Annotated in this window: 15 protein-coding genes; 8 read left to right on the top strand and 7 right to left on the bottom strand. The window is 45.3% G+C overall.

Annotated features, from left to right (window positions below):
• The first annotated feature begins 157 nt into the window (after nt 1-157).
• Both LLW17_RS17860 and LLW17_RS17855 read left to right on the top strand, forming a co-directional pair.
• Nucleotides 158-1,606: a Gfo/Idh/MocA family protein gene (locus LLW17_RS17860; protein ID WP_228231656.1), complete on the top strand. Its 1,449-nt coding sequence runs from the start codon at nt 158-160 to the stop codon at nt 1,604-1,606.
• A gap of 66 nt (nt 1,607-1,672) precedes the next feature.
• Nucleotides 1,673-3,133, top strand: coding sequence for an exonuclease domain-containing protein (locus tag LLW17_RS17855; protein WP_228231655.1), 1,461 nt, complete (start codon nt 1,673-1,675; stop codon nt 3,131-3,133).
• Here LLW17_RS17855 and LLW17_RS17850 read toward each other — a convergent pair.
• The 7 genes from LLW17_RS17850 to LLW17_RS17820 form a co-directional block, all read right to left on the bottom strand.
• Complete coding sequence (locus LLW17_RS17850; protein ID WP_228231654.1) at nt 3,130-3,795, bottom strand: hypothetical protein; 666 nt, start codon at nt 3,793-3,795, stop codon at nt 3,130-3,132. The two genes, LLW17_RS17855 and LLW17_RS17850, sit on opposite strands and share 4 nt — an antisense overlap.
• Nucleotides 3,796-3,799: 4 nt before the next feature.
• The gene (locus LLW17_RS17845; RefSeq protein ID WP_228231653.1) at nt 3,800-4,414 is read right to left on the bottom strand and encodes a hypothetical protein; all 615 of its coding nucleotides are present in this window, start codon (nt 4,412-4,414) and stop codon (nt 3,800-3,802) included.
• A 23-nt stretch (nt 4,415-4,437) separates the two neighbouring features.
• A complete protein-coding gene (locus LLW17_RS17840; RefSeq protein ID WP_228231652.1) occupies nt 4,438-5,043 on the bottom strand; it encodes a hypothetical protein in 606 nt (201 codons plus the stop codon).
• A gap of 344 nt (nt 5,044-5,387) precedes the next feature.
• Nucleotides 5,388-6,899, bottom strand: a complete 1,512-nt coding sequence (locus LLW17_RS17835) for a rhamnogalacturonan acetylesterase (protein WP_228231651.1) — start codon at nt 6,897-6,899, stop codon at nt 5,388-5,390.
• 299 nt (nt 6,900-7,198) lie between these two features.
• On the bottom strand, nt 7,199-10,045 hold the full coding sequence (locus LLW17_RS17830; RefSeq protein WP_228231650.1) for a glycoside hydrolase family 2 TIM barrel-domain containing protein: 2,847 nt from the start codon (nt 10,043-10,045) through the stop codon (nt 7,199-7,201).
• 10 nt (nt 10,046-10,055) lie between these two features.
• Complete coding sequence (locus LLW17_RS17825) at nt 10,056-11,336, bottom strand: rhamnogalacturonan acetylesterase (protein WP_228231649.1); 1,281 nt, start codon at nt 11,334-11,336, stop codon at nt 10,056-10,058.
• 75 nt (nt 11,337-11,411) lie between these two features.
• Nucleotides 11,412-12,458, bottom strand: coding sequence for a GntR family transcriptional regulator (locus LLW17_RS17820; protein ID WP_228231648.1), 1,047 nt, complete (start codon nt 12,456-12,458; stop codon nt 11,412-11,414).
• Between the two features lie 139 nt (nt 12,459-12,597).
• On the opposite strand from LLW17_RS17820, the gene LLW17_RS17815 reads away from it, so the two are divergent.
• From LLW17_RS17815 to LLW17_RS17790, 6 genes are all read left to right on the top strand, one after another.
• Nucleotides 12,598-14,694 (top strand): bifunctional aldolase/short-chain dehydrogenase, encoded by a 2,097-nt coding sequence (locus tag LLW17_RS17815; RefSeq protein WP_228231647.1) that lies wholly within the window; start codon nt 12,598-12,600, stop codon nt 14,692-14,694.
• A 75-nt stretch (nt 14,695-14,769) separates the two neighbouring features.
• A complete protein-coding gene (locus LLW17_RS17810) occupies nt 14,770-16,050 on the top strand; it encodes a sugar isomerase (protein ID WP_228231646.1) in 1,281 nt (426 codons plus the stop codon).
• Between the two features lie 16 nt (nt 16,051-16,066).
• Nucleotides 16,067-17,440, top strand: a complete 1,374-nt coding sequence (locus LLW17_RS17805; protein ID WP_228231645.1) for an FGGY-family carbohydrate kinase — start codon at nt 16,067-16,069, stop codon at nt 17,438-17,440.
• A gap of 5 nt (nt 17,441-17,445) precedes the next feature.
• Nucleotides 17,446-18,594 (top strand): alpha-hydroxy acid oxidase, encoded by a 1,149-nt coding sequence (locus LLW17_RS17800; RefSeq protein WP_228231644.1) that lies wholly within the window; start codon nt 17,446-17,448, stop codon nt 18,592-18,594.
• Between the two features lie 3 nt (nt 18,595-18,597).
• Complete coding sequence (locus tag LLW17_RS17795; protein ID WP_228231643.1) at nt 18,598-20,016, top strand: purine-cytosine permease family protein; 1,419 nt, start codon at nt 18,598-18,600, stop codon at nt 20,014-20,016.
• A 254-nt stretch (nt 20,017-20,270) separates the two neighbouring features.
• Nucleotides 20,271-20,849, top strand: a complete 579-nt coding sequence (locus tag LLW17_RS17790; RefSeq protein ID WP_228231642.1) for a hypothetical protein — start codon at nt 20,271-20,273, stop codon at nt 20,847-20,849.
• Nucleotides 20,850-21,981 lie beyond the last annotated feature (1,132 nt).

Raw genomic sequence — 21,981 nt, 5'->3', positions numbered from 1 at the left:
GCTAGAATACTTTGGGTATAAAAACCTTCAACATCTTGAAATACCAAAAAAATGCATTAATTTTTACCGAAATACGAATTATCCAAGTGTATTTTTAAGGATAGCCAGATTTCGTCCGCTACTGAAATACCGATAACCACTTTAAAATTTAAACCACATGAAACGCAACACTCCGCTACATTCTGCACCTCGCAGGGATTTCATCAAAAAAGCTTCAATCGCCTCTCTGGGCATTTCTATTGTACCCAGACACGTTCTGGGAGGCGTCGGTTTTACAGCACCCAGCGATAAACTTATGGTAGCCGGCATTGGTGTAGGCGGTAAAGGTGAGAGCGATATACAGAGTTTTGCAGATTCCGGTTTGTCCGAAATCGCTTTTTTATGTGATGTAGATGATCGCAGAGCCGCAACTTCCAGAGCCCGTTTCCCAAAGGCAAAATATTATAAAGACTACCGGGAAATGCTCGAAAAAGAAGCTGATAAGATCGATGCAGTATCGGTCTCTACTCCAGATCACGGCCACGCGGTTCAGGCGATGGCTGCGATGCAACTGGGCAAGCACGTCTATGTTCAAAAACCACTTACCCACGATATTTATGAAGCACGTGCGCTTACCGAGGCTGCAGAACGATACAAAGTGGTCACCCAGATGGGAAATCAGGGGGCTTCTAATGACGGTACCCGCCTGATGAGCGAGTGGTTTGACGCGGGGCTTATTGGCGACGTGACTGAAGTTTATTGCTGGACGGATCGTCCCGTTTGGCCGCAGGGAATCCCGTGGCCGCAAACCTCCGGTACAATCCCCGCAGAGCTCGACTGGGATCTTTGGCTCAATACTGCACCTTACAAAGAATATGTTGACGGGCTCGTACCCTTTAACTGGCGCGGCTGGTGGGATTACGGCACAGGTGCCCTGGGCGATATGGGCTGTCACCTGGTGGAAGTTCCCGTGCGCGTACTCAATCTTAAATACCCTAAAAACGTACAATGCAGCGTGGGCAGCGTCTATGTAGACGAATTCAAACGCGGGTATTTCCCCGACAGTTGTCCGCCTTCCAGTCACGTTACCATGACTTTCCCTAAAACAGACAAAACTACCGGAGACATTAAACTGCACTGGATGGATGGCGGCATTCAACCTACCCGTCCTGAAGAACTGGGGCCTAATGAGGTTTTTGGTGATGGCGGAAATGGTGTGCTTATTATAGGAACCAAAGGAAAAATGATGTGCGGCACCTACGGTAGAAATGCCCAGCTCTTACCTACTTCAAAAACCGAAGAAACTCAGGTGGCTCAAAAGTACGAGCGTGTTCCGGGCGGAGCTGAAGGACATTACAGGCAATGGGTTGAAGCCGCACTTGCCGGCTATGGCAAGAAAGAAGTGAGTTCGCCTTTCAGTGTAGCCGGTCCGCTTACCGAAACCCTGCTTATTGCCAATCTGGCCATACGAGGATTTGATATTCGTAAAGAACGAGAAGACGGGCGGTATGATTATCCCGGGCGCTATATCGAAATGCTTTGGGACGCAGACAACATGAGGGTTACCAATTTTGAGGAGGCCAATCAGTTTGTAAGACGCAACTACCGCGAGGGCTGGAAGCTTTAATACTTCAGCTTAACTAAAATTATTGGAAAAAATCCGTATTAACGGATTTTTTCCTTTTAAAAGACCATGAAAATTCGGTACTTTGCCCGTATGAAGGAGGCCAAGTTTGCGATCATAGACGTGGAAACCACGGGAGGCGGGATCAGAGGAAACAAGATCACTGAGATTTGCGTCATTGTTTTACAGCACGGGCAGGAAATTGACCGCTTTGTATCGCTGGTCAATCCCGGTCGTGAAATACCCCTGTACATCGAAAAACTCACCGGCATTAATGATGCGATGGTTGCCGATGCCCCTTACTTTGATGAAATCGCACCTCAGATCAATTCCCTGACCAAAGACTGTATTTTTGTTGCCCATAATGTGGGCTTTGACTACAATGTAGTACGTGCCGAGTTTGCCGAAGCAGGAATCGATTTCAACCGCAAGCGCCTCTGTACCGTGCGTTTGGCCAAAAAGCTCATTCCGGGATTATTCTCCTACAGTTTGGGAAATTTATGTACGTCGATCAACATTCCGCATCGCGACAGGCACCGCGCTCAGGGTGATACCGAAGCTATGGTCATCCTCTTTCAGCGCTGCCTCGCATTAGATGAAGATTATGAAGTCATCGGTGGTTTTTTAAACCGAAAATCAAAAGAGTCTTACGTTCCGCCCAATTGTAAAGCTTCCGATTTTGAAGATTTACCTCAAAAAGCCGGTGTTTATTTTTTTAGAGATAAAAAAGGGAGTCCGTTGTACATAGGTAAAGCCATCAATATTCAGAAGCGGGTGCTTTCGCACTTTCGGGAAAAAAGCAACCGAAAATATGCGCTGTTGCAAGATACCTACAGTATTGATTACGAACTCACCGGCAGCGAGGTATTGGCCCTGCTGCGCGAGGCAGAATTGATTCTGAAGCACTATCCCAAATACAACAAGGCTCAGAAGAACCCAACGAAACCTTACAAGCTTACCTCCTATCACAATAAAAAAGGGATTGAACAATTTGCCCTTCATAAAAATAAGATTGCTCCGGTGAGCTGGATGCAGTTTTACACGCGTGAAGAAGCCATTGAATTTCTGGAAATGCTGTGTGAAAAATTTGAGCTTTGCCCGAAGTTTTGCGCGCTGCAAACCGGGGTTGAAGTCTGCTCTCATTATAAAATTCATCAGTGTAGCGGAGCCTGCGACGGAAGCCTTTCGGCCAAAGAATACAACCGGCGTGTAAGTAAGGCGCTTGATTTTATTGCACAATACGAAGACTCTTGTCTTTTGCTTGAAAAAGGCCGTGAAGCCGGAGAGAAATCGTTTATTTATCTGGAACAGGGGCGTTTTGCCGGATATGGTTTTATCAGCGCTCAGGAAGAAATCAATGGCCTTGATGATTATCAAAACTTTCTGATTCGTCAAAAGAGTTCTGCTTATGCAGACCGAATCGTTCAGCGTTATGTGACTACTTCAAAAAATCTGGAGCGCATCGCACTAACCGAATCTCAGGAGCATGAAAACTCCATTTTCGAACATTGGTTTAGCCAAGGTGCCTAGCCTTGAACTTTTAGTACGAGCCAGCGCCCGGCCCCATCAGCTCCGGCATCAGCATCATAAACCAATTCAATAGATCCTGTACCGCTTATGCCAAAAAAAGGTTTACTTACCGGGAAAGTGATGCGCTGTGAAGCGTCTGGCACTGTTGTGGATTCAAGCATCAAACTCACATTTTTACTCGAATCTGAAAAGAACAGTGTTAACCTGCGCCCCTCCGTTCCTCCCTTAATGCCTCCAATTTCATAATTGGCACCGGCATAATTAACACAGGTGACAAAAGTTGCCAGATCATTTGCTTCTCCTTCCCCCAGTTGAGGATCAAGAACGTGAATGCTTCGAGTATTACCGTTGGTGGCATCCGGGGTAATTATACCCAAATCAATCTGGCCCGTTGTACGGGACACAGGCCGTATTACCGCTTCATTATTCACAAAAATTATATTTGCCCCCAGCTCGGTAAGATTGAGTTGCTCACCTCCTGTTAGTCCGGTAACGGTAATATTTGAAGTACTCTCCACCGGTAAAACAGTTACCCGTGCCGTACCATTAACGTCAAGAGTTGCTTGAGGATTCTGTGTATTTATGCCTACCTGCGCATTTAAAAGAAAACACGTGTTTAGTAAAAAAACCTGGAAGCCTATCCTTAAATAGCTGATCATCATCTTTTTAATTTTGTAAAGAAAGTAAAATCCACTTCTTAGTAACTCCGTCATAAATAAACTCAGCCACGCCCCCACCCGTTAAAGAAACGCTGGGATTAGCTAGTGCATTTATTTGATTTACGTCTTGAGAATGCCGTAGGTTATCAAAGGTGACATTGTGTTTTAGACCTGTATAAAAGAAAATGTGCATTCCGTCCTCGCCTCCTGTAAAACCGGTAATGGTGATATTTCTATCATAACCTGTTATTAGTATTACCGTTTTACCCTCATTAGCTTGTCCCGGCCCAAGATCAAGGCTAAGGTTATCTATTCTGGGATTCCCGGAACCTGCGGGCAATGAAGCCGCAAGATTTTTCGCTCCTATACGATATTCTGAACTGCTTACCAGTTCGATTTTATTATTTACAATGCGTATTTGCCTGGAAAAGGGAAGTGAGGTGAGCGTACCGTTATCATCTGCTCCCACCAATTTGACTGCATCATCAAGTGAAGTACCTTCAATTTTTAAATCACCTACCACGTGAAGCATTTCTTCAGGTTGAGTAGTACCAATACCCACCTGCGCAAAGCCAAGGCCGGTGAATAAAAAGGAAAGAAGAAAAAAATAATTTTGTTTCATAAATGCATAGCATTAGGGTTTATTTACCCGCGAACATTAATCATAACCCATCTCTGTAGTACACCGCTGTAAATAAACTCTGCAATACCCCGACCTTGCAGTTCTGTATTGTTACCATCTAAAGTTTGGATGCGGTTTTCAGGTAAACTACCTGCGTCTTCCGGGAAAAAAGTAACGTTATTATTTTGGGCGTTGAGTACATAGAGTACACGACCATCAAATCCGTTTGCAAAACCGGAAATGTCATAATTAACGCTTGAACCGCTCAATCGAATAACGGTATTCTGCTCATTTACAGTAGCTAATCCTAAATTGTAATTATCATATTGCGTCGTGGTAGCAGTAGCGGATTGATTTACATCTCCGATATAGAAAATATTACCATCAGACTCATCGACCTGAATGATTCCATCAATAATGACGAAATCATCCCCCAAAGGAAACTCTCTGGCAAAGCCCGTATTGTTCAAACCCACCAATCGGGTTGCCTTTACAGCAGTGCTGGGAATAAATTTAAAATCTCCTACTATGTGAAGTGTGGCCTGTGGGTTAGTAGTACCTATGCCTACCTGCGCCTGTAGTGAAAAAGCGCATAAAATCCCCATTACGAATACTAGTTGTCTCATCATTCAACTTATAAAAACTAAGACTCAGGGGTAGGTAAAAATAAGAGTTAGTAGCCTCGAAAACAGAACTTAAGAGCACTATTCGACTAGTTCAAATTTTCTTCGTTTAAATAAGCTGATTACGGTTTTAAGGAAATTTTAAGGACAAAATCAGGGTAAAATTCCTACAGAAATAAGAAAGAAAGAGACTACTAATAAAATTAACAAAAATAAAGATGATTGAAAATAATTAACAAAAAGCAAAGTTTTTCCATTAACACCGAACAGAAGTAAAAAATGTGCAGGGCAGATCATTGTATCCCGGGGCGAACTTATCAGCTACTAGCTACAGATCAATGGAATTTGCATCATTCGGTTTCTATAAAGATATAATCACGCAAATCACTTTGGCGCAAACCTTCTATAAGTTCGGCAACTGTTAGCGCGTTCAGTTTTGCGCCCGCTGTATTAGTATGGGTATGATCATCCGGAAAGAAAGATGCCACCTTTTCAGAACCTAACTGTTCGTATTTTTGAGCTACCGCCTCATTTAAATCGAGGAAATAGCCTCCCGCCTGCTCGACAGCTTCTTTGGCCCAGGTACCGTAGCTTTCAGAGGCCCTAATAACCTGCCCGTCATCCCACTGATTACGGGGGATCATACTCAGGACAACAGGTGTAGCTCCTGCTTCCTGCGTTTCCTTAATGTATTGTTTCATATACCAGCCATACGTATGTACGGTCTCGGTACCCGTGCTATCGCGGTTAACTTCCTGAGTATCATCTCCCATTCCCTTTAACGACCCACGGTACTTGGGCTGATCTACGTGTCCGCCATCGTTATGACCAAACTGCATCAACACAAAATCCCCGGGTTTTAATTGCGTTTTGACAGCATCCCAGAGCCCCTCGTATCTAAACGTTCTGCTGCTTCGGCCACCACGGGCTTTGTTGTGCAGATTGATACGGGTAGTATCGAGATGCTGCTCCAGAAACATCCCCCAACCCGATTTGGTAGGCTGACCGTTATTAGCCACCGTAGAATCCCCAATCAGATATAAATTCCGCTTTGCGGGAAGTTTAACCACAGGGTTTTTAAGCAAATAGTTTTTTAAGGTATTGTCGCTCTCGCGTAAACCTTCTGCAATCAGGGAAGCAGCAAGGGCTGCTCCTTTTGCTGAAGTATGTGTATGATCGCGTTTGTAAAACAGGTTTCCGGTAACGGCGTCTTCCCCTTTTGACTCCATCACTACAGCCATCTTATCATTGAGGTTAATAAAGGTCACACCTTCTTCCGCTGCAACCTGTTTCGCCCAGCCTCCATACGAGTCCGTATTGCGGGGCACTTTACCCTTCTTCCAATCGTTACGCGGTATGGGTGCCATAACAATCGGGATAGCGCCTTTAGATTTAGCTTCCTTTACAATTTTACGCAGGTACCAGCCGTAGCTGTGCACCACCTCATGCTGGCCGGTAAGCATATTATCAATCTCCTCGGTTTCTTCACCTACTCCCTCAATCGTTCCGCGGGCACGTGAATCGTCATTTAAAGCCCCGCTATCATTATGTCCAAACTGAATCAACACATAATCGCCTTTTTGCAGACGGTCTAAAACCGGCTGCCAAAGTCCCTTGGTCTGAAAGGTACGACTACTCGTTCCGCCCAGGGCGTGATTCTCAACCCGCACCTGAGTCGTATCTAAAAACTGACCAATAAAATCACCCCAGCCCCAAAGACCGCCATCCCCTTTTCCGCTTCCGTTTTTTACGGTAGAGTCTCCTACGCAGTACGCCACAGGTTTTTGGGCATTCAGCCCCATACAGTTAACCAGGATCAAAGCTAAAAACATGAGGTAACTTATCTTCTTTAAGGCTTTCATTCTTCTGTGTTTTGTAATCATTTGTTCGGTGTTCGGTGTTCGGTGTTCGGTGTTCGGTGTTCGCTAAAGAAAAATAAATGGTCGAATTGCTGAATCGTTTAATCGTTAATAGACATCCCACGCTTTACTCAGCATTCATCATTCTGAATTCTGAATTCTGAATCCTGCATTCTAATTTCCTATTACCATTGAGTTCTCCTGCTACCGTTAGTGTAGGCTTATTTAAAAACGTGTTTCGTATTTCGTATTTCTATATTCTTTTCTCTATTGTCTTTCATCTAAAATCTTTGGTCTAACATCTACTTCCTAAAATCAAACCACAGCTTCATCGAGATGCCGTCATCGCCGCTTTTGATGCGAATGTTAGAAGGCTGACTGCTGGGGCCTTGTTGTTCCAAAGGTTTAAAAGCCCGCATTCCCGAAATCTCATACATAAACGAAAGGTTTCCTTTTGGAAATCGTGGCTGAAAATGACTGCCTTTAAATCCGTTTTTGGCTTCATCAGGCGTAAATAAGCGTAAAAACAATTTATCGCTTTCGCTAAATACTTTAAAACTGTTGTCACCGGCCTGTAAATTCCCCGCCAAAAAATTGGCATAATAGCCTTTAAACTCAGGATAAATCAGGTTTTCAAAACTTTCTCCGGTGATCGTGGTGTTGTATTCCTTTTCCCAGATTCCGGTTTCGATACCCTGCAAACGGTTGCGCCAGGTATGATAGGGTCCGCGGCCAAAAAGCGTAATGCCCTCAACTCCTTCTTCCGGAAAGTCAAAGCTGATCCCAAACTGATCGATATCACCCTCATAAAAAGCACCATCAAAACCGCTGTTTCTACCCGCATTTTTAAGGGCAATCAGCTCCATATGCACCCGGCCATCGGGATACATCGTCCAGGTAATGTGATCGATGCCGCCGTTATAATCTATCCGGCAAACGGCATGTTGACCCTCCTGACTCAGAACTAGTTTTTCAACTTCGGCTTTCATCCCTATGGGCTGTGGCCCATTCACAAAAGGAACCAAACGATCTCCATCTTTAATTTCGGTGATGTAACCGGTTTGAGCATCCAGCTTCAGGCTTAGTTCACCTGCACTTAATGTGACAATATTACCCTCGCGAATGCCGGTTGCAGCCTTGTTGCCTTCCCCTTTATACATAAGCTTTTCGGCAAAATAATCAGCTTTATGTATTGGCCAGGTCCAGGTGTAGAGTTCGCGCCCATGGCTGTCTGTAGCCGTAATCTCCAGCCAGTCGCCGTAGAAAAAGTCGGGTGATACCGGTATCTGTAATTTTCGGGTTTCCCCGGGTTCTGCATCAGGAACTTCAATGCTTCCCGAATCAACCACCCGGGTTTTTGTTCCCGGTTGATATAAAGCTTTGGGATCGGCCTGAATTACCCGATAGTTCATCGTGACCGTATTCAGATTGCTAAATAAATAATCGTTTGTGACCAAAAAGCTGCCGTCAAAGGTTTCGGTGATCGCTTTGGGCTTAAACTGCACCGGTGACCAGATTTCCTTTACCGCAAAAAAACTGCCTTCCTTTTCCCGGTGCGGCCCCAAAACGCCATCTGCCGCCAGATTGCCTTTAGAATCAAATTTTTCATCTCCGGTCCAGTCGGTACGCAAAACGGCTTCATCGCTAAATACCCACATAAAACCGCCTGCAAACAGCGGACTCTCGCTGTAATGTTCCCAAAAATCCTTGAGACCTGCACCAATGCCGTTATCGTAAGTCCCGTGCATAAATTCGGTAGGAAAAAATACGTTCTCCCCGTTACCAAAACGGTGTACACCCGTAAGATACGTGGGATAATGATGCGTATCCCAACCGTCAAAATCAGCCCAGGGATGAATCACAATGCGGTTTTGCGGATCGTGTTTATTGAATTCCCCATCCAGTTCGTAGTTCCAGCCGCCTTCGTTGCCCTGATCCCAAATGATGATTGAAGGATGATTCACATCGCGCTCCACCATTTCCCTGATCAGTTTTTTTCCGGTTTCGGTTTCATACGGATTCTGCCAGCCTGCGAGTTCGTCAAGCACAAAAAGCCCTAGCGAATCGGCCACTTCCAAGAAATGATCGTCCGGCGGATAGTGAAAACGCACGGCATTCATATTCATGTCCTTAATCAGGTTTACATCCATAATGCTGATGCGCTTGCTGGTACTGCGACCGCTTTCCGGCCAAAAGCTGTGGCGGTTGATGCCTTTCATTTTGATCCTGGTGCCGTTCACGTAAATGCCGTCGCGTTTTCTAAACTCAAGCGTGCGAAAACCGATGCGTTGGGTTACTTCGTGAATGGTTTTCCCGTTTTCCTGCAGCTGCAGGGTCAGGACATACAGATTGGGGTTTTCGGGATCCCAGGTTTTAACGCCTTCCCAGTTAAACTCGAGTGTTTCTTCCGGTTTCCCGCTCAGCTTCCGGCTTTGAGCTTCAAAGGTTTCAGCCTCTCCCGTAAGCGGAGTGATTGTAGCACTTACAAGAAGGTTCTTAGAAGGATTTGATAATTTTAAAACGGCCTTTAGGCTCCCATTCATTTGGGGATCTACGGCGACGTGAGCGATATGGGTTTTAGGCTTGATCTCAAGCCAGACGGAACGGTAAATCCCGCCAAAAAGCCACCAGTCTGCCTTCCGCTCTGCGTTATTTACACTTCCATTTTCAGAATGCTTCCACACGTGAACCTCCAGCAGATTTTCAGCTCCCGGCTTTACAAAAGGGCTTATGTCGTAGTCAAACTCGTAAAACCCACCATGATGCTTCGGCCCCACGACCTTACCATTGACTTTCACTTCGGTATCGGTCATTACGCCGCCAAAGTGAATGGATATCCTTTTGCCTTTCGCAGAAGCGGGAACTTCAAACTTTAGCTTATAAAGACCTTCTTCTTTGCTGGGCTCGTCCTGTTCCAGTTCTTTATACCAGCGACCATAGGTATACTCACCGAAACCCTGCAATTCCCATTGAGAAGGGACTTCGATCGTGCTCCAGCTCCCGCTGTTGGCTCCTGCTGAAACTTTAAAATCCCAGGTTTTGGGATGTTCAAAGTCGGTTCCTGACAGCCAGATTTTATGGGTTTCCTGAGCCCTGGCACACGTAAAGCTTAGGCCGGCGAGAATGAGAACGTGAAGAAACTTGTGCATAATGCGTTGTTTAATTACCATCGGGTTTTTGCAGTTCAAAACGACTGCTCAGCGGAATGTGGTATGAGCCCGCTTCATTAGGTTGACCGGGGTTATATGCCGGTGCGTCGCTTCGAATGTAGTTTTTTAAGGGATGATCGGTTTGGCGAAGGGCGTGAATTACCGCCAGAGCGAGTTCGTTAGCCCCAAAATTGCTGAAATGCGTATTGTCTTCCAAAGCTTCGCGCTGCGCGGGAAAATAATTGGCGGGATACTGTACAAAAGCCTTCCGGGATGCTTCGGGTCCCCAGGCCTCGTACATCGCAGTACTCATACGGGTTAAATCGATGAGCGCAACCTCTTCCCGTTGCGCCACCTTCCGCATCGCATCGGGAAAATCGCCGTGGGTTTCTTTCAGTTTGGCACCTTCAAAAGCCCTGCGCTGGGTGGGCGTAATCAGGATGGGAATGCCCTGCTTTTCGCGAATGCGGCTTATAAAATCGGTCAATAAATTGGTATACAATCCCCAGGCGCCGTTGCCTTCGCCTTTGATCTTTTCGTCATTATGCCCAAACTCGATGATGACAAAATCATCGGGTTTAAGCTGACTTAAAATTTTATCGAAACGGCTTCCGTTAAAAGAGGCCAGCGAAGCTCCTGACGAAGCCTGGTTGGACACGGCGATCTCATCGGTCAAATAAGCCGTAATAAACTGTCCCCAGGAAGCCCATGGCTCCACATCCTGATTGGTTACCGTAGAATCACCGGCTAAAAATAAGGTGCGGGTTTTGCGTGAAGGCTCAATATGGATCTCGTGGATAACAATGTCTCCCAGGAATTCTAGTGTAAGCTTATGATCCCAGTCTAGCGTGCCCTGCTCCCGATCTTTAAGTCCAACTTTATAGCTTTCAGAAATTTCGGGATAGAAAACGGCAACGGTAAAAGTTTTAGTAATTGAATCATCCGTGTTAATCGGTTCCCGGGCAGCAAAGAGCCGCTTTGATTCGGCCTTGAGCGTCATTTCGGTATCCTTTCCGGAAAGAACAAGACTCACCGTGTAAATCCCCTCAGGTACATCAACCGAAAAATAAACCGGTGCAGTTGCCGAAAAACCTGCACTATGCTGAGTTACGCGATAGGCTGTTCCAAAGTCAAAACCATAGCCCGTATCCGGCTGATAGGGAAGTGCAGTAGAAATCCCGGTAGCTTTTTCTGCGTCTGTTTCGGTACCAAAAACAAAATGGTAATCCATTGCATCCTGCGCATTAAGCACAGAAAAACTGAAAAGAAACCCGAAAATGAATGTTTTCATAAATTCAAAATGATATTAGAAAACGGAAAATACAAAGCTGTGCCCGTTATACCATCCTGTACTGTTCTGATTTTTTTAAACCGAGTTGCGCTCGATATACCTAAACACGTTTTTAACCCGTTCTTTTTTGTTCTTCAGAATCATATAAGCGGCGGTCTCACCCATGGCCTTAAAATCGGTACTGATGACCGTGATGCCCAGCAACTCTTTTAAGGGAGTTTCGTTATAGGAAATCACCCCAATATCGGTACCCAAAGTCAGATTACGCGCGCGGATTTGACGCATCAGGTTTACCAGATCCATCTCTTCGATGGTGATGTAGACGTCTTTACGTTCAAATTCCATATCCTCATAGATCTCATCAAGCACCTCAAAATCAAAATTGTACTTCTGGCAGAAAAACTTAAAGCCGTGAACAATGCGTCTGGGATACGGGTGAATGCTCTTTGAAGGATAAACCAGAATCAGGCGGTCGTATTTCTTAAGCTTCTCAATGCCTTCTTCCAGGGCCTGATAGATATCCTCTTTAAAATCCTGATAAATGGCTCCGTAATTTCCTTTGATTTCAGGCTTGGTATTGTCTACCATAAGCAGCTGATCTTTGGGAATCAGTTCGATTGCTTTCAAAACCTGCGGCGTAAAGCTCAGGTGATTGAGATCGCCATCTTTAAAATGCGGCATAATCACATAGTAGTTGTAAGCACCTATATTTTTCTCGATCGCATTGATAAAAAGCGATTCTTCGCAATGATAAATAAACAGGTTTACATGCGCATTAACCCCCATCGCATTCACAAAATGATTGTAGATCATCATCTTGTACGAACTGGGTTTGTTTATGAGAAAGAATACATTGATTTTAGAAATCAGATCGGTCTTGGCGGTGTAATACCCCTTCCCTTTTACCGAAATGATCACCTTGCGCTCCTTGAGGATTTTATACGCTTTTTCAACTGTATCCCGACTTAGGTATGCGGCTTCGCTCAGTTCGTTGATAGACGGAATCTTCTCTCCCACCTTCAACCTTCCGTTGGCGATGTCATTAATCATAGAGTCTACAATCTGCTTATACTTGGGTATTCTCGAATCTTCGTTTATGTCTATCGTAAAGCCCTGAGCCATATTGGGAATTTTTTAACTTCGGTAAATGTATATAAAAGATAGGCTTCTCTAAAGATTATTCATACAGTACAGCACAGGATGCCTAAAATCAGTGAAGCACCTAGTTTTGAAATCCGACGCTTTAATCTATACTAAGAAAATGGAAAAAACCTTTACTCACGTAAACTACCTTTGGAATGAGCAAAAAGCCGCAGAATTGGGAGATGACCAGGTTGCGCTCTTTTTATACCGCTCTAATATTTTAGGGGCAGATTTACGCATTACCAATTACGGTGGTGGCAATACCAGTTGTAAAACCATAGAAAAAGACCCGCTCACCAACGAAGATGTGGAAGTTATGTGGGTTAAAGGCTCCGGCGGGGACATTGGCACACTCACCCGCGCAGGAATTGCCGGGTTGTACACCGAACGCCTTAGAAATTTAAAGAACGTTTACGGCGGTCTGGAAGATGAAGACCGTATGGTGGGCCTTTTCAACCACTGCATCTACGATCTGGATTCTAAAGCCCCGTCTATAGATACGCCACTCCACGGCCTTTTACCCTTTAAACATATAGATCACCTGCATCCCGATGCGCTGATCGCAATTGCTGCCGCAGAAGACAGCGAGCGCGTTACCAAAGAAATCTGGGGAGAGACCATGGGCTGGGTGCCCTGGCAACGTCCCGGTTTTGACCTGGGTCTTCAGCTTGAAAAATGCCTGAACGAAAATCCGGGTATACGCGGTATCGTTTTGGGAAGCCATGGTCTTTTTACCTGGGGCGACACCTCCTATGAATGCTACATCAACAGCCTTGAAGTAATCGAGACGGCTTCAGCCTATATCGAGAAAAAGGTAAAAGAAAACGGAAGCGTTTTTGGCGGACAAAAAATTGAAAGCCTCCCGGCGGAAAAACGCAGGGATCAGGCTGCCAAACTGATGCCACTCCTGCGCGGCCTCGCTTCTTCAGAAAGCCGAATGATAGGCCATTTTACAGATAGTGATACCGTACTTCAGTTTATAAACAGCAACGATCTGCAGCGTCTGGCACCTATGGGTACCTCCTGCCCCGATCACTTCTTGCGTACCAAAATTCAACCTTTGGTATTAGAGCTTGATAAAGACGCTGATCTCGATGACACTCAGGCGGTTTTAGACCAGCTCAATCCTGCCTTTGAAAAATACCGCGAAGAATACAAAGCCTACTACGAAAGCTGTAAACATGACAACAGCCCCGCGATGCGCGATCCCAATCCCGTAATCATCATTTATCCGGGTGTGGGTATGTTTAGCTTCGCGAAAAATAAACAAACGACCCGGGTAGCCAGCGAATTCTACATCAACGCGATCAACGTGATGCGCGGTGCCGAAGCCATTACCAGCTATACCTCCTTACCGCGTCAGGAAGCTTTTGATATTGAATATTGGTTGCTTGAAGAAGCGAAACTACAGCGTATGCCGAAGGAGCAACCGCTTTCGCGAAAAGTAGCCATCGTTACCGGTGCTGCCGGAGGTATTGGTAAAGCCATCGCCGATAAGCTGGTTGCCGAAGGGGCTAACGTGGTACTTACCGATATGAGCGAGGAAGCTTTAGACGAAGCCGTCGCTACGTACAAAAAAGATCAGGTTACCGGTGCGGTGTGCGATGTAACCAGCGAGGAAGCCATTAAAGAAGCCTATAAAAAAGCCTGTCTGGAGTTTGGCGGGGTAGATATCGTCATTCATTCAGCCGGACTCGCAATCTCTAAACCTTTAGAGGAAACCACCCAAAAAGACTGGGATTTGCTTCAAAACGTACTCGTAAAAGGTCAGTTTTTAATGGCTCAGGAAGGGGTTGCCGTAATGCGCAAGCAAGGCCTGGGCGGTGATATTGTGAATATTGCCAGTAAAAACGGATTGGTTTCAGGACCTAACAACGTGGGTTATGGCACTGCCAAAGCTGCGCAGCAACACATGACGCGTCTATTAGCCGCCGAACTGGGTGAAGAAAAAATACGCGTAAACACCGTTAATCCCGATGGGGTTATCGTAGGCAGTAAAATCTGGGAAGGCGCCTGGGCCGAAGGTCGTGCCAAAGCCTATGGCATTGAAGTCAAAGACCTGCCTGCTCACTATGCCAAACGCAACCTCCTTAACGAAATCATCCTTCCGGACGATATCGCAGACGGCGTTTTTGCCTGCGTGGGTATCCTGCTTAAAAGCACCGGAAATACCATAAATGTAGACGGTGGTATGGCAAACGCATTTGTGCGTTAACATTCAATGTACTAGTTTAAACCGCCGGAAGCTCTTTTTGGGGCCAACGGCGGTTCAATTAATGACTTTCTCCTCATGAATATCAACAAACAGCAACTCGCAGATCTCAATAAAACCAATCTCAAAAATCACCAAACGCATTTTGATTTTTTAGCTCAATCGTTATCGAATTCAGGTACAGACGTCTATGCGCTGTTAGCTAAACTTGCCGAATTTCAGGTGGCTATCCCCAGCTGGGCCTTAGGTGCCGGAGGTACGCGATTTGGAAGGTTTTCGTTTAGCGGCGAACCTGCCTCTTTAGAGCAAAAAATAGAAGACATCGGTCTTATTCACAGCCTTACGCAAACCGCAGGCGCGGTATCCCTGCACATTCCGTGGGATGTGCCTAACGACTACAACGCCATTAAAGAGCTGGCTGCATTGCACAACATTAAGTTTGATGCCGTAAACAGCAACACCTTTCAGGATCAGAAAAACCAGAAAGAATCGTATAAATACGGTTCGTTGAGCAATACCAGCGCCGCGGTACGCGAGCAGGCCATCGCTCACAATAAAGAAGTGGTCGAAATAGGCAACAAACTGGGCTCTAAAGCCCTGACGGTCTGGCTGGCAGACGGTTCGTCCTTTCCGGGGCAAAACAACTTCCAGATTGCGCTTACCCATACTCAAAACAGTTTGATTTCAATCTACGAGGATATGCCTGCCGACTGGAAACTGTATATAGAGTACAAACCTTACGAACCCAATTTTTACAGCACGGTCATTCAGGATTGGGGTACTTCGCTGATGCTGGCAAACGGCTGTGGCGAACGCGCGTATACCCTGGTAGATCTGGGGCATCACCTGCCCAACACCAATATTGAGCAAATCGTTTCAATCCTGATGCTGAAGGGCAAACTGGGCGGTTTTCATTTTAACGACAGCAAGTACGGTGACGACGACCTTACTGTGGGCAGTATCAAGCCCTATGCATTGTTCCTCATTTTTAACGAACTCGTTTACGGTATGCAGAACAATCCGCAAAACCCCGAACTGGGCTGGATGATCGATGCGAGTCACAACGTGAAAGATCCGCTGGAAGATTTGATTCAGTCGCTGGAGGCCATACAGGAAGCCTATGCGAAAGCTTTACTCATCGACCAAAACGCCCTGCGCGCTGCTCAGGAAGCTAATGATGTGACCGCGTGCCAAGAACTTCTGCAGAACGCCTACCGTACCGATGTACGCCCGCTCATTCGCGAGGCCCGCTTGCGCCATGGGGGTGCGCTTAATCCTATTGAAGCCTATCGCGCACTCGAGGTTCGCAAAAACCTCATCAACGAACGCGGCAACAAAACCGTAGCAACCGGACTTTAATCTGCAACAACACCTGATGAAGAAAACGGTAACGGCCATATTTGATATTGGTAAAACCAACAAGAAGTTTTTCCTCTTTGATGAAGACTTTCAGGAGGTGTACCGCGAGTATATCCAGTTTGAGGAGACCGAAGACGAAGACGGGCATCCCACCGAGGATCTTTCCGCTTTGCGGAACTGGCTCAAAAGCGTTTTTGACCGCATACTCAAGACCGAAAACTACGAGATCAAGGCGATTAACTTTTCGTCTTACGGCGCCAGCCTCGTACATCTGGACGATAACCACGAGGTGATTTTCCCGATGTATAACTATACCAAAAGCATTCCGCAGGAAATTATTGATTCGTTTTACGAAAAATACGGCCCCGAAGCTGATTTCCACCGGAAAACAGGCTCCTCAAGTGCCGGAATGCTCAATGCCGGGATGCAATTGTATTGGCTGAAACACACCAAACCCGAAGTATTCGCCAAAATACGCTACAGCCTGCACCTGCCGCAATACCTCAGCTATGTGTTTACGGGAATTCCGCTTAGCGAATACACCAGCATAGGCTGCCATACCGCCCTTTGGGACTTTGAAAAAAAAGACTATCACGACTGGGTTTATGCCGAAAAACTTGATCAGCTGCTGCCGCCTATCGTTTCTACCGAAACCAGCATCAATATGAATTACAACGGCAAGCGCATCAAGATTGGTGTGGGCATTCACGACAGCAGTGCCGCCCTGCTACCCTATGTGCGCAGCCTGAGCAAACCCTTTATCCTGATCTCAACCGGCACCTGGAGCATTTCGCTCAACCCCTTTACCGATAGCCTGCTTACCGCACAGGATGTGGCAGACGATTGCATCAATTATATGCGCATCAACGGTAAACCCGTAAAAGCGGCACGTTTGTTTCTGGGAAATGAATACAGCATTCAGGTTAAAAAACTTGCCAAACACTATGGCGTAGATGCCGCTTATCACAAACAGGTCGCTTTTGATCCTGAGATTCATTACGAGATTCACAAAGATTTTGAGCCCCTTTTTCACTGGGAAACCATTGATGATCCCCATATGCCAGACAAAACTACATTAAGATATACTACTTTTGAGCACGCGTATCATCACCTGATGATGGAGCTGGTAGTGCTTCAGGTCGCGAGCATCAAAAGTGCAAAAGGCACGATGCCTATCGAAAAGCTTTTTGTAGACGGGGGCTTTAGCGACAACGAGGTTTACATACAACTGCTCTCGCATCATTTTAGAACGATGGAATTGCGCACCACAGACTCGTCTCTGGGGTCTGCACTGGGCGCTGCAATTTGCATTTCAGATACGCAACTGAATTCAAAATTTCTCAAGAAAAACTATTCGATGAAGAAGCATATTCCCTTCATCGTAAACTAAACATTATGGCAAATTCTTTTGACACTGCGTATCCTTCTGTTGACGATTTAAGAACCAAAGCCAAAAGCCGGGTACCTGCTTTTGCGTTTGAATACCTCGATGGGGGTTGTAATGAAGATGTAAGCATCAAACGCAACACCTCCGAGATTCGCGATGTACAATTACAACCGCGTTACCTAAACAATTATGGTCAAAGCTCTACCAAAACCAAAGTCCTGGGGATGGAGTTTGACGCGCCTTTCGGGATTGCGCCGGTAGGCCTTCAGGGCCTGATGTGGCCCAATTCGCCTGCAATTCTGGCCCAAGCAGCCTACAAGCACAACATTCCGTTTATCCTGAGTACGGTAACGACTATGGATATTGAAAAAGCCAGCGAACTCACCGAAGGAAACGCCTGGTTTCAGCTCTACAACCCCGTGGAAGATGCGGTGCGCAACGATATTATTGACCGTGCCGAAGCCGCCGGTTGCCCGGTTCTGGTACTATTGTGTGATGTGCCTACTTTTGGCTTTCGCCCAAGGGATTTTAAAAACGGATTGGCGCTTCCGCCCAAAATGTCGGTACGCAACATCATGCAAATCCTCGGGAAACCTACCTGGGCTTTTAATACGCTTAAATACGGGCAACCTACTTTCGAAAATCTAAAACCCTACACGCCTGAAGGTTTAAACCTGAAACAACTGGGTGCGTTTATGGACCGCACTTTTTCGGGCAAACTCAACGAAGAAAAAATTAAACCCATCCGCGACCGCTGGAAAGGCAAACTGGTGCTTAAAGGCGTGCAGTCCCTTCAGGATACGCAGGATGCGATACGTATGGGCTTTGACGGCATTATCGTCTCTAACCACGGCGGGCGCCAGCTTGATGCAGCCCAATCTACCATCAATTCGCTTAAAGAAATCGCTGCTAACTATGGCGATCAGATCGAGGTGATGATGGACAGCGGCCTGCGCTCAGGGCCTGATATTGCCCGCGCGATGGCCTGCGGAGCCAAATTCACCTTTATGGGCCGCTCGTTTATGTACGGCTGCGGCGCTTTGGGAAACAAAGGCGGCGATCATACCATAGGCATGCTCAAAACCCAATTTAAACAAGTCATGGATCAACTGGTTTGTGAGCGGGTCGAAGACCTGCCCAAACACTTAATAACCTAACCGATGTCACAATACAATCAGGAAGAAGAAGCCATTGAAGCCCTTGCCGGCGGCGAATTTGAACGCGAGCGCGTACCCCAGTCGAGATTACAAAGCTGGAAAGCCTTTTTAGGCATGTATGCCGGGGAACACGCCGCAGGAACCGAGTTTGTCATTGGCCCCCTCTTTTTAACGACCGGGGTGAGCGCTTTTGACCTGATTGTAGGCTTGTTACTGGGTAACCTGATGGCGGTACTCAGCTGGAGGTTTCTGACGGCCGAGATCGGGACCAAATTCAGATACACGCTCTACTTTCATTTAGAGAAAATATGCGGCACCCGTCTGGTGACCGCTTACAACCTGGCAAACGGAGTCCTGTTTTGCTTCCTTGCGGGAGCGATGATCACCGTATCGGCCACCGCAGTGGGGATTCCCTTTGATATGGAAATGCCCAAACTTACAGACACGACGCCCAACAGCCTTACCTGGGTAATCATTGTACTGGCCCTGGGTGCCGTGATTTCGCTCATCGCTGCGAAAGGCTATAATACCGTGGCCAAAGCGGCCAACTGGATGTCGCCCATTATCGTTTTGGCTTTTATCGCCTGCGGGGTGGTAGCGCTGATTCAGCTGGATGTAAACAGCTTTTCCGATTTCTGGAATATCTGGGGCGAAGGCAGTGAAGCCTTCCCGGGGCAGATTAAATACACCTTTTGGCATGTGGTGCTCTGGTCCTGGTTTGCCAATGCGGCCATGCACATCGGGATGTCTGACCTGTCGGTATTTCGCTTTGCGAAAAAAGCCAGCGCCGGGTGGATGACCGCCGGGGGTATTTACATAGGCCATTACATCGCGTGGATCGCCGCCGCTTTGCTTTATGCTGTCTATCTCAAATCGCCCGAAGCGCAGGCGATGCTAGCCGGTGGAGAAGCGCCCTCGGTAGCTCCCGGTCCCCTGGCCTACAACGCCATTGGTATCTTTGGCATCATCGCTGTGATCCTTGCAGGCTGGACGACCGCAAACCCAACGATTTACAGGGCCGGACTCGCATTTCAGGCCATTATACCAAAACTCTCTACCTTTTGGGTAACCATCATCGCCGGAACAGTTGCAACCATCGCCGGTCTTTTTCCTGCATTTGCGATGAAACTCTTAGGTTTTGTAGCCCTCTACGGTTTTATTTTGGCCCCGGTAGGTGCCATCATTGTGTTTGAGTACTTCTTTGGCAAACAAGCCGGAATTCAAAGCTTCTATGCCGAAAAAACCGGAATCAAATTCAACTGGGCGGTATTTGGCGCCTGGGCATTAAGCTTTGGGGTCTTCTATTTTATCTCGCTGGAGTACGACGTGTTCCTGTCGTTTTTAACCCTCCCCGCCTGGATCAGTTGCGGAGTGCTGTTTTTGATTTTTAGCCGGGTTTATCAAACCAAACCCGTCGCTTAAGACATTACAATTTTCCACCTTGTGGAAAAAAGGCGGTGTAGACCGCTATCTCAATGGTCGCTATTGTAGGGGATAGCGACCATTTTTTGTTGGTTGGTCTGCCAGCATCTACAGTCCAGGAATCAAGATTCCTAGAAGATGAGGAATCCCGTAAAGCTTAGTGTCTGTAAAAGAGTATATTTATGCTTATAAATCAGTTAGAATACAACCAGTTGTGTTATAGCTAAGTTACCCACAATATGATAAAACTGAATATGACGCAAACTCTTCTTTTAATTTTAGTAATCGGAATAGGATTATTTTACGCAGTAATATATGGAAATAAGGCAAAAAAGGATATCGTGAAATATCAGCAGACTGAAAAAATTACTGAACAGAATACTTATTTAGAAATGCGAAAAATGGCATTGAATGTAACAGCTGAACAACTTGGATTTAAAATTCCAGAAGACTCTATAAAAGTTTACGGAATTATAACAGACTTGGATATGGGTGCCGGAACAGCAACTGTGGTTACTTACTTAACTGGAGACGCAAGTATTTATTTGAGTTCTGGCGGTGCATTTATTGGAGCAGGACAACACGAAAGTATTCAAAGAGTAGCAAAAGAATTTGTAGACAATGGGCATGTGATTTCCTTTAGAGGAAAAACTTTTGAAAATGCAGATTTGCCAACAAATGGAAATGCAAATTTTTACTTTTTGTCAAATAAAAGTAAAACACGAATTACAGAAAGCATTGCTAAAATGGAAAGCGGAGAATCAGAATTTTCCAAACTGTTTGCTGATTTGAATATTGTAATGACTGAAATCCAACTAAAAAGCGGACAATGAAAATAAATACTGGGGTAACGCCGGCTATGAATCACTGCTGCAGTAATCCTCGCAGTTTATTTGGACAACTTCAGCATTTTTAAGTCTAGCTAAAAAGTCTTGCAAACGTTTTCCGCAACGCAACCATAGCCAAGACCGTTGTGCTCAAGTCCTAGAGAAACTACATAAAAAACAATCATTAAATGAAATTTACTGTCATACTTTTTTATCATTTCTACTGGAAAATCCAACAAAGAAATTTGACAAAATTGGGCATCAAAATGATTGTTCTATCTTTTTAAATATTGATGAAGAAGGAAAAGTATATTACGATCAAAAAATTATTAGTTCCATAGGATTGAATACACTTTTAGTACAAAAGTTGAATTCTTGTAAATCAAAATTTGAGCTAAAAGTTTCATCCCCGATGCCTTACAATTATGTTGACAATTATAAGAAAGTGGAACAAACAATTCTTAAATCAAAAGAGTTTGTTCAGAATGAATATTCAATGAAAAAATATAAAAAGCCTTTAGATTCAAAGACTATGTTACACCTAATTCTAATTACCCACTTTCAATGAACTTTTCACAAATACTAAGAAAGTTAAACCTCATTGAAACCTTACAATTCCAGGTAAATGACGACCATATTGAAAATATCAGAAATTTAAAAACAATTGTTCAGCCTCCAACATTTCGTTATAAGCCAATCAAAAATCATTCGATAACAAAATATAGCGGGTCGATATATCAAAATGAATTCAGTCTTGAAAAAAGATTATACTCCAACACTTTATTTACCGTTGTCGCTAACGGTAAAATTATTGAGAGCCCTGAAAGTAAAAGGTTAATTATAACCTTTGACGCTTATAACAAGGTTTTTTTCAGTTTAATTCTAGGTATGCTTTCAATATTTTCAACTATCCTAATTTTGATAATTGATAGCTATATAAAATACATCATTGTATTTTTTGCCCTTGTATGGATGCTATTTTGGATAATTATCTTAAGCCAGACACCCAAGTGTAAGCTTCCCTAGATTAGAACTGCTTAATTTTCCAAAACTTGTTTAAAATTATTGTTTTTCATTCTATTGGGGCTAGCCCCAATAGAATGAAGCTTTGCGTATTGCACCGGTGATATTTTACCCA

Source organism: Leeuwenhoekiella parthenopeia (genome assembly GCF_020782115.1).
Classification (GTDB): domain Bacteria; phylum Bacteroidota; class Bacteroidia; order Flavobacteriales; family Flavobacteriaceae; genus Leeuwenhoekiella; species Leeuwenhoekiella parthenopeia.
This window is presented reverse-complemented; position numbering and strand designations above follow the sequence as displayed.

Bases quoted from the DNA above. Each gene is read 5' to 3' on its own strand.
- LLW17_RS17860 (WP_228231656.1), top strand. From the start codon at position 158: ATGAAACGCAACACTCCGCTACATTCTGCACCTCGCAGGGATTTCATC.
- LLW17_RS17855 (WP_228231655.1), top strand. From the start codon at position 1,673: ATGAAAATTCGGTACTTTGCCCGTATGAAGGAGGCCAAGTTTGCGATC.
- LLW17_RS17850 (WP_228231654.1), bottom strand. From the start codon at position 3,795: ATGATGATCAGCTATTTAAGGATAGGCTTCCAGGTTTTTTTACTAAAC.
- LLW17_RS17845 (WP_228231653.1), bottom strand. From the start codon at position 4,414: ATGAAACAAAATTATTTTTTTCTTCTTTCCTTTTTATTCACCGGCCTT.
- LLW17_RS17840 (WP_228231652.1), bottom strand. From the start codon at position 5,043: ATGATGAGACAACTAGTATTCGTAATGGGGATTTTATGCGCTTTTTCA.
- LLW17_RS17835 (WP_228231651.1), bottom strand. From the start codon at position 6,899: ATGAAAGCCTTAAAGAAGATAAGTTACCTCATGTTTTTAGCTTTGATC.
- LLW17_RS17830 (WP_228231650.1), bottom strand. From the start codon at position 10,045: ATGCACAAGTTTCTTCACGTTCTCATTCTCGCCGGCCTAAGCTTTACG.
- LLW17_RS17825 (WP_228231649.1), bottom strand. From the start codon at position 11,336: ATGAAAACATTCATTTTCGGGTTTCTTTTCAGTTTTTCTGTGCTTAAT.
- LLW17_RS17820 (WP_228231648.1), bottom strand. From the start codon at position 12,458: ATGGCTCAGGGCTTTACGATAGACATAAACGAAGATTCGAGAATACCC.
- LLW17_RS17815 (WP_228231647.1), top strand. From the start codon at position 12,598: ATGGAAAAAACCTTTACTCACGTAAACTACCTTTGGAATGAGCAAAAA.
- LLW17_RS17810 (WP_228231646.1), top strand. From the start codon at position 14,770: ATGAATATCAACAAACAGCAACTCGCAGATCTCAATAAAACCAATCTC.
- LLW17_RS17805 (WP_228231645.1), top strand. From the start codon at position 16,067: ATGAAGAAAACGGTAACGGCCATATTTGATATTGGTAAAACCAACAAG.
- LLW17_RS17800 (WP_228231644.1), top strand. From the start codon at position 17,446: ATGGCAAATTCTTTTGACACTGCGTATCCTTCTGTTGACGATTTAAGA.
- LLW17_RS17795 (WP_228231643.1), top strand. From the start codon at position 18,598: ATGTCACAATACAATCAGGAAGAAGAAGCCATTGAAGCCCTTGCCGGC.
- LLW17_RS17790 (WP_228231642.1), top strand. From the start codon at position 20,271: ATGACGCAAACTCTTCTTTTAATTTTAGTAATCGGAATAGGATTATTT.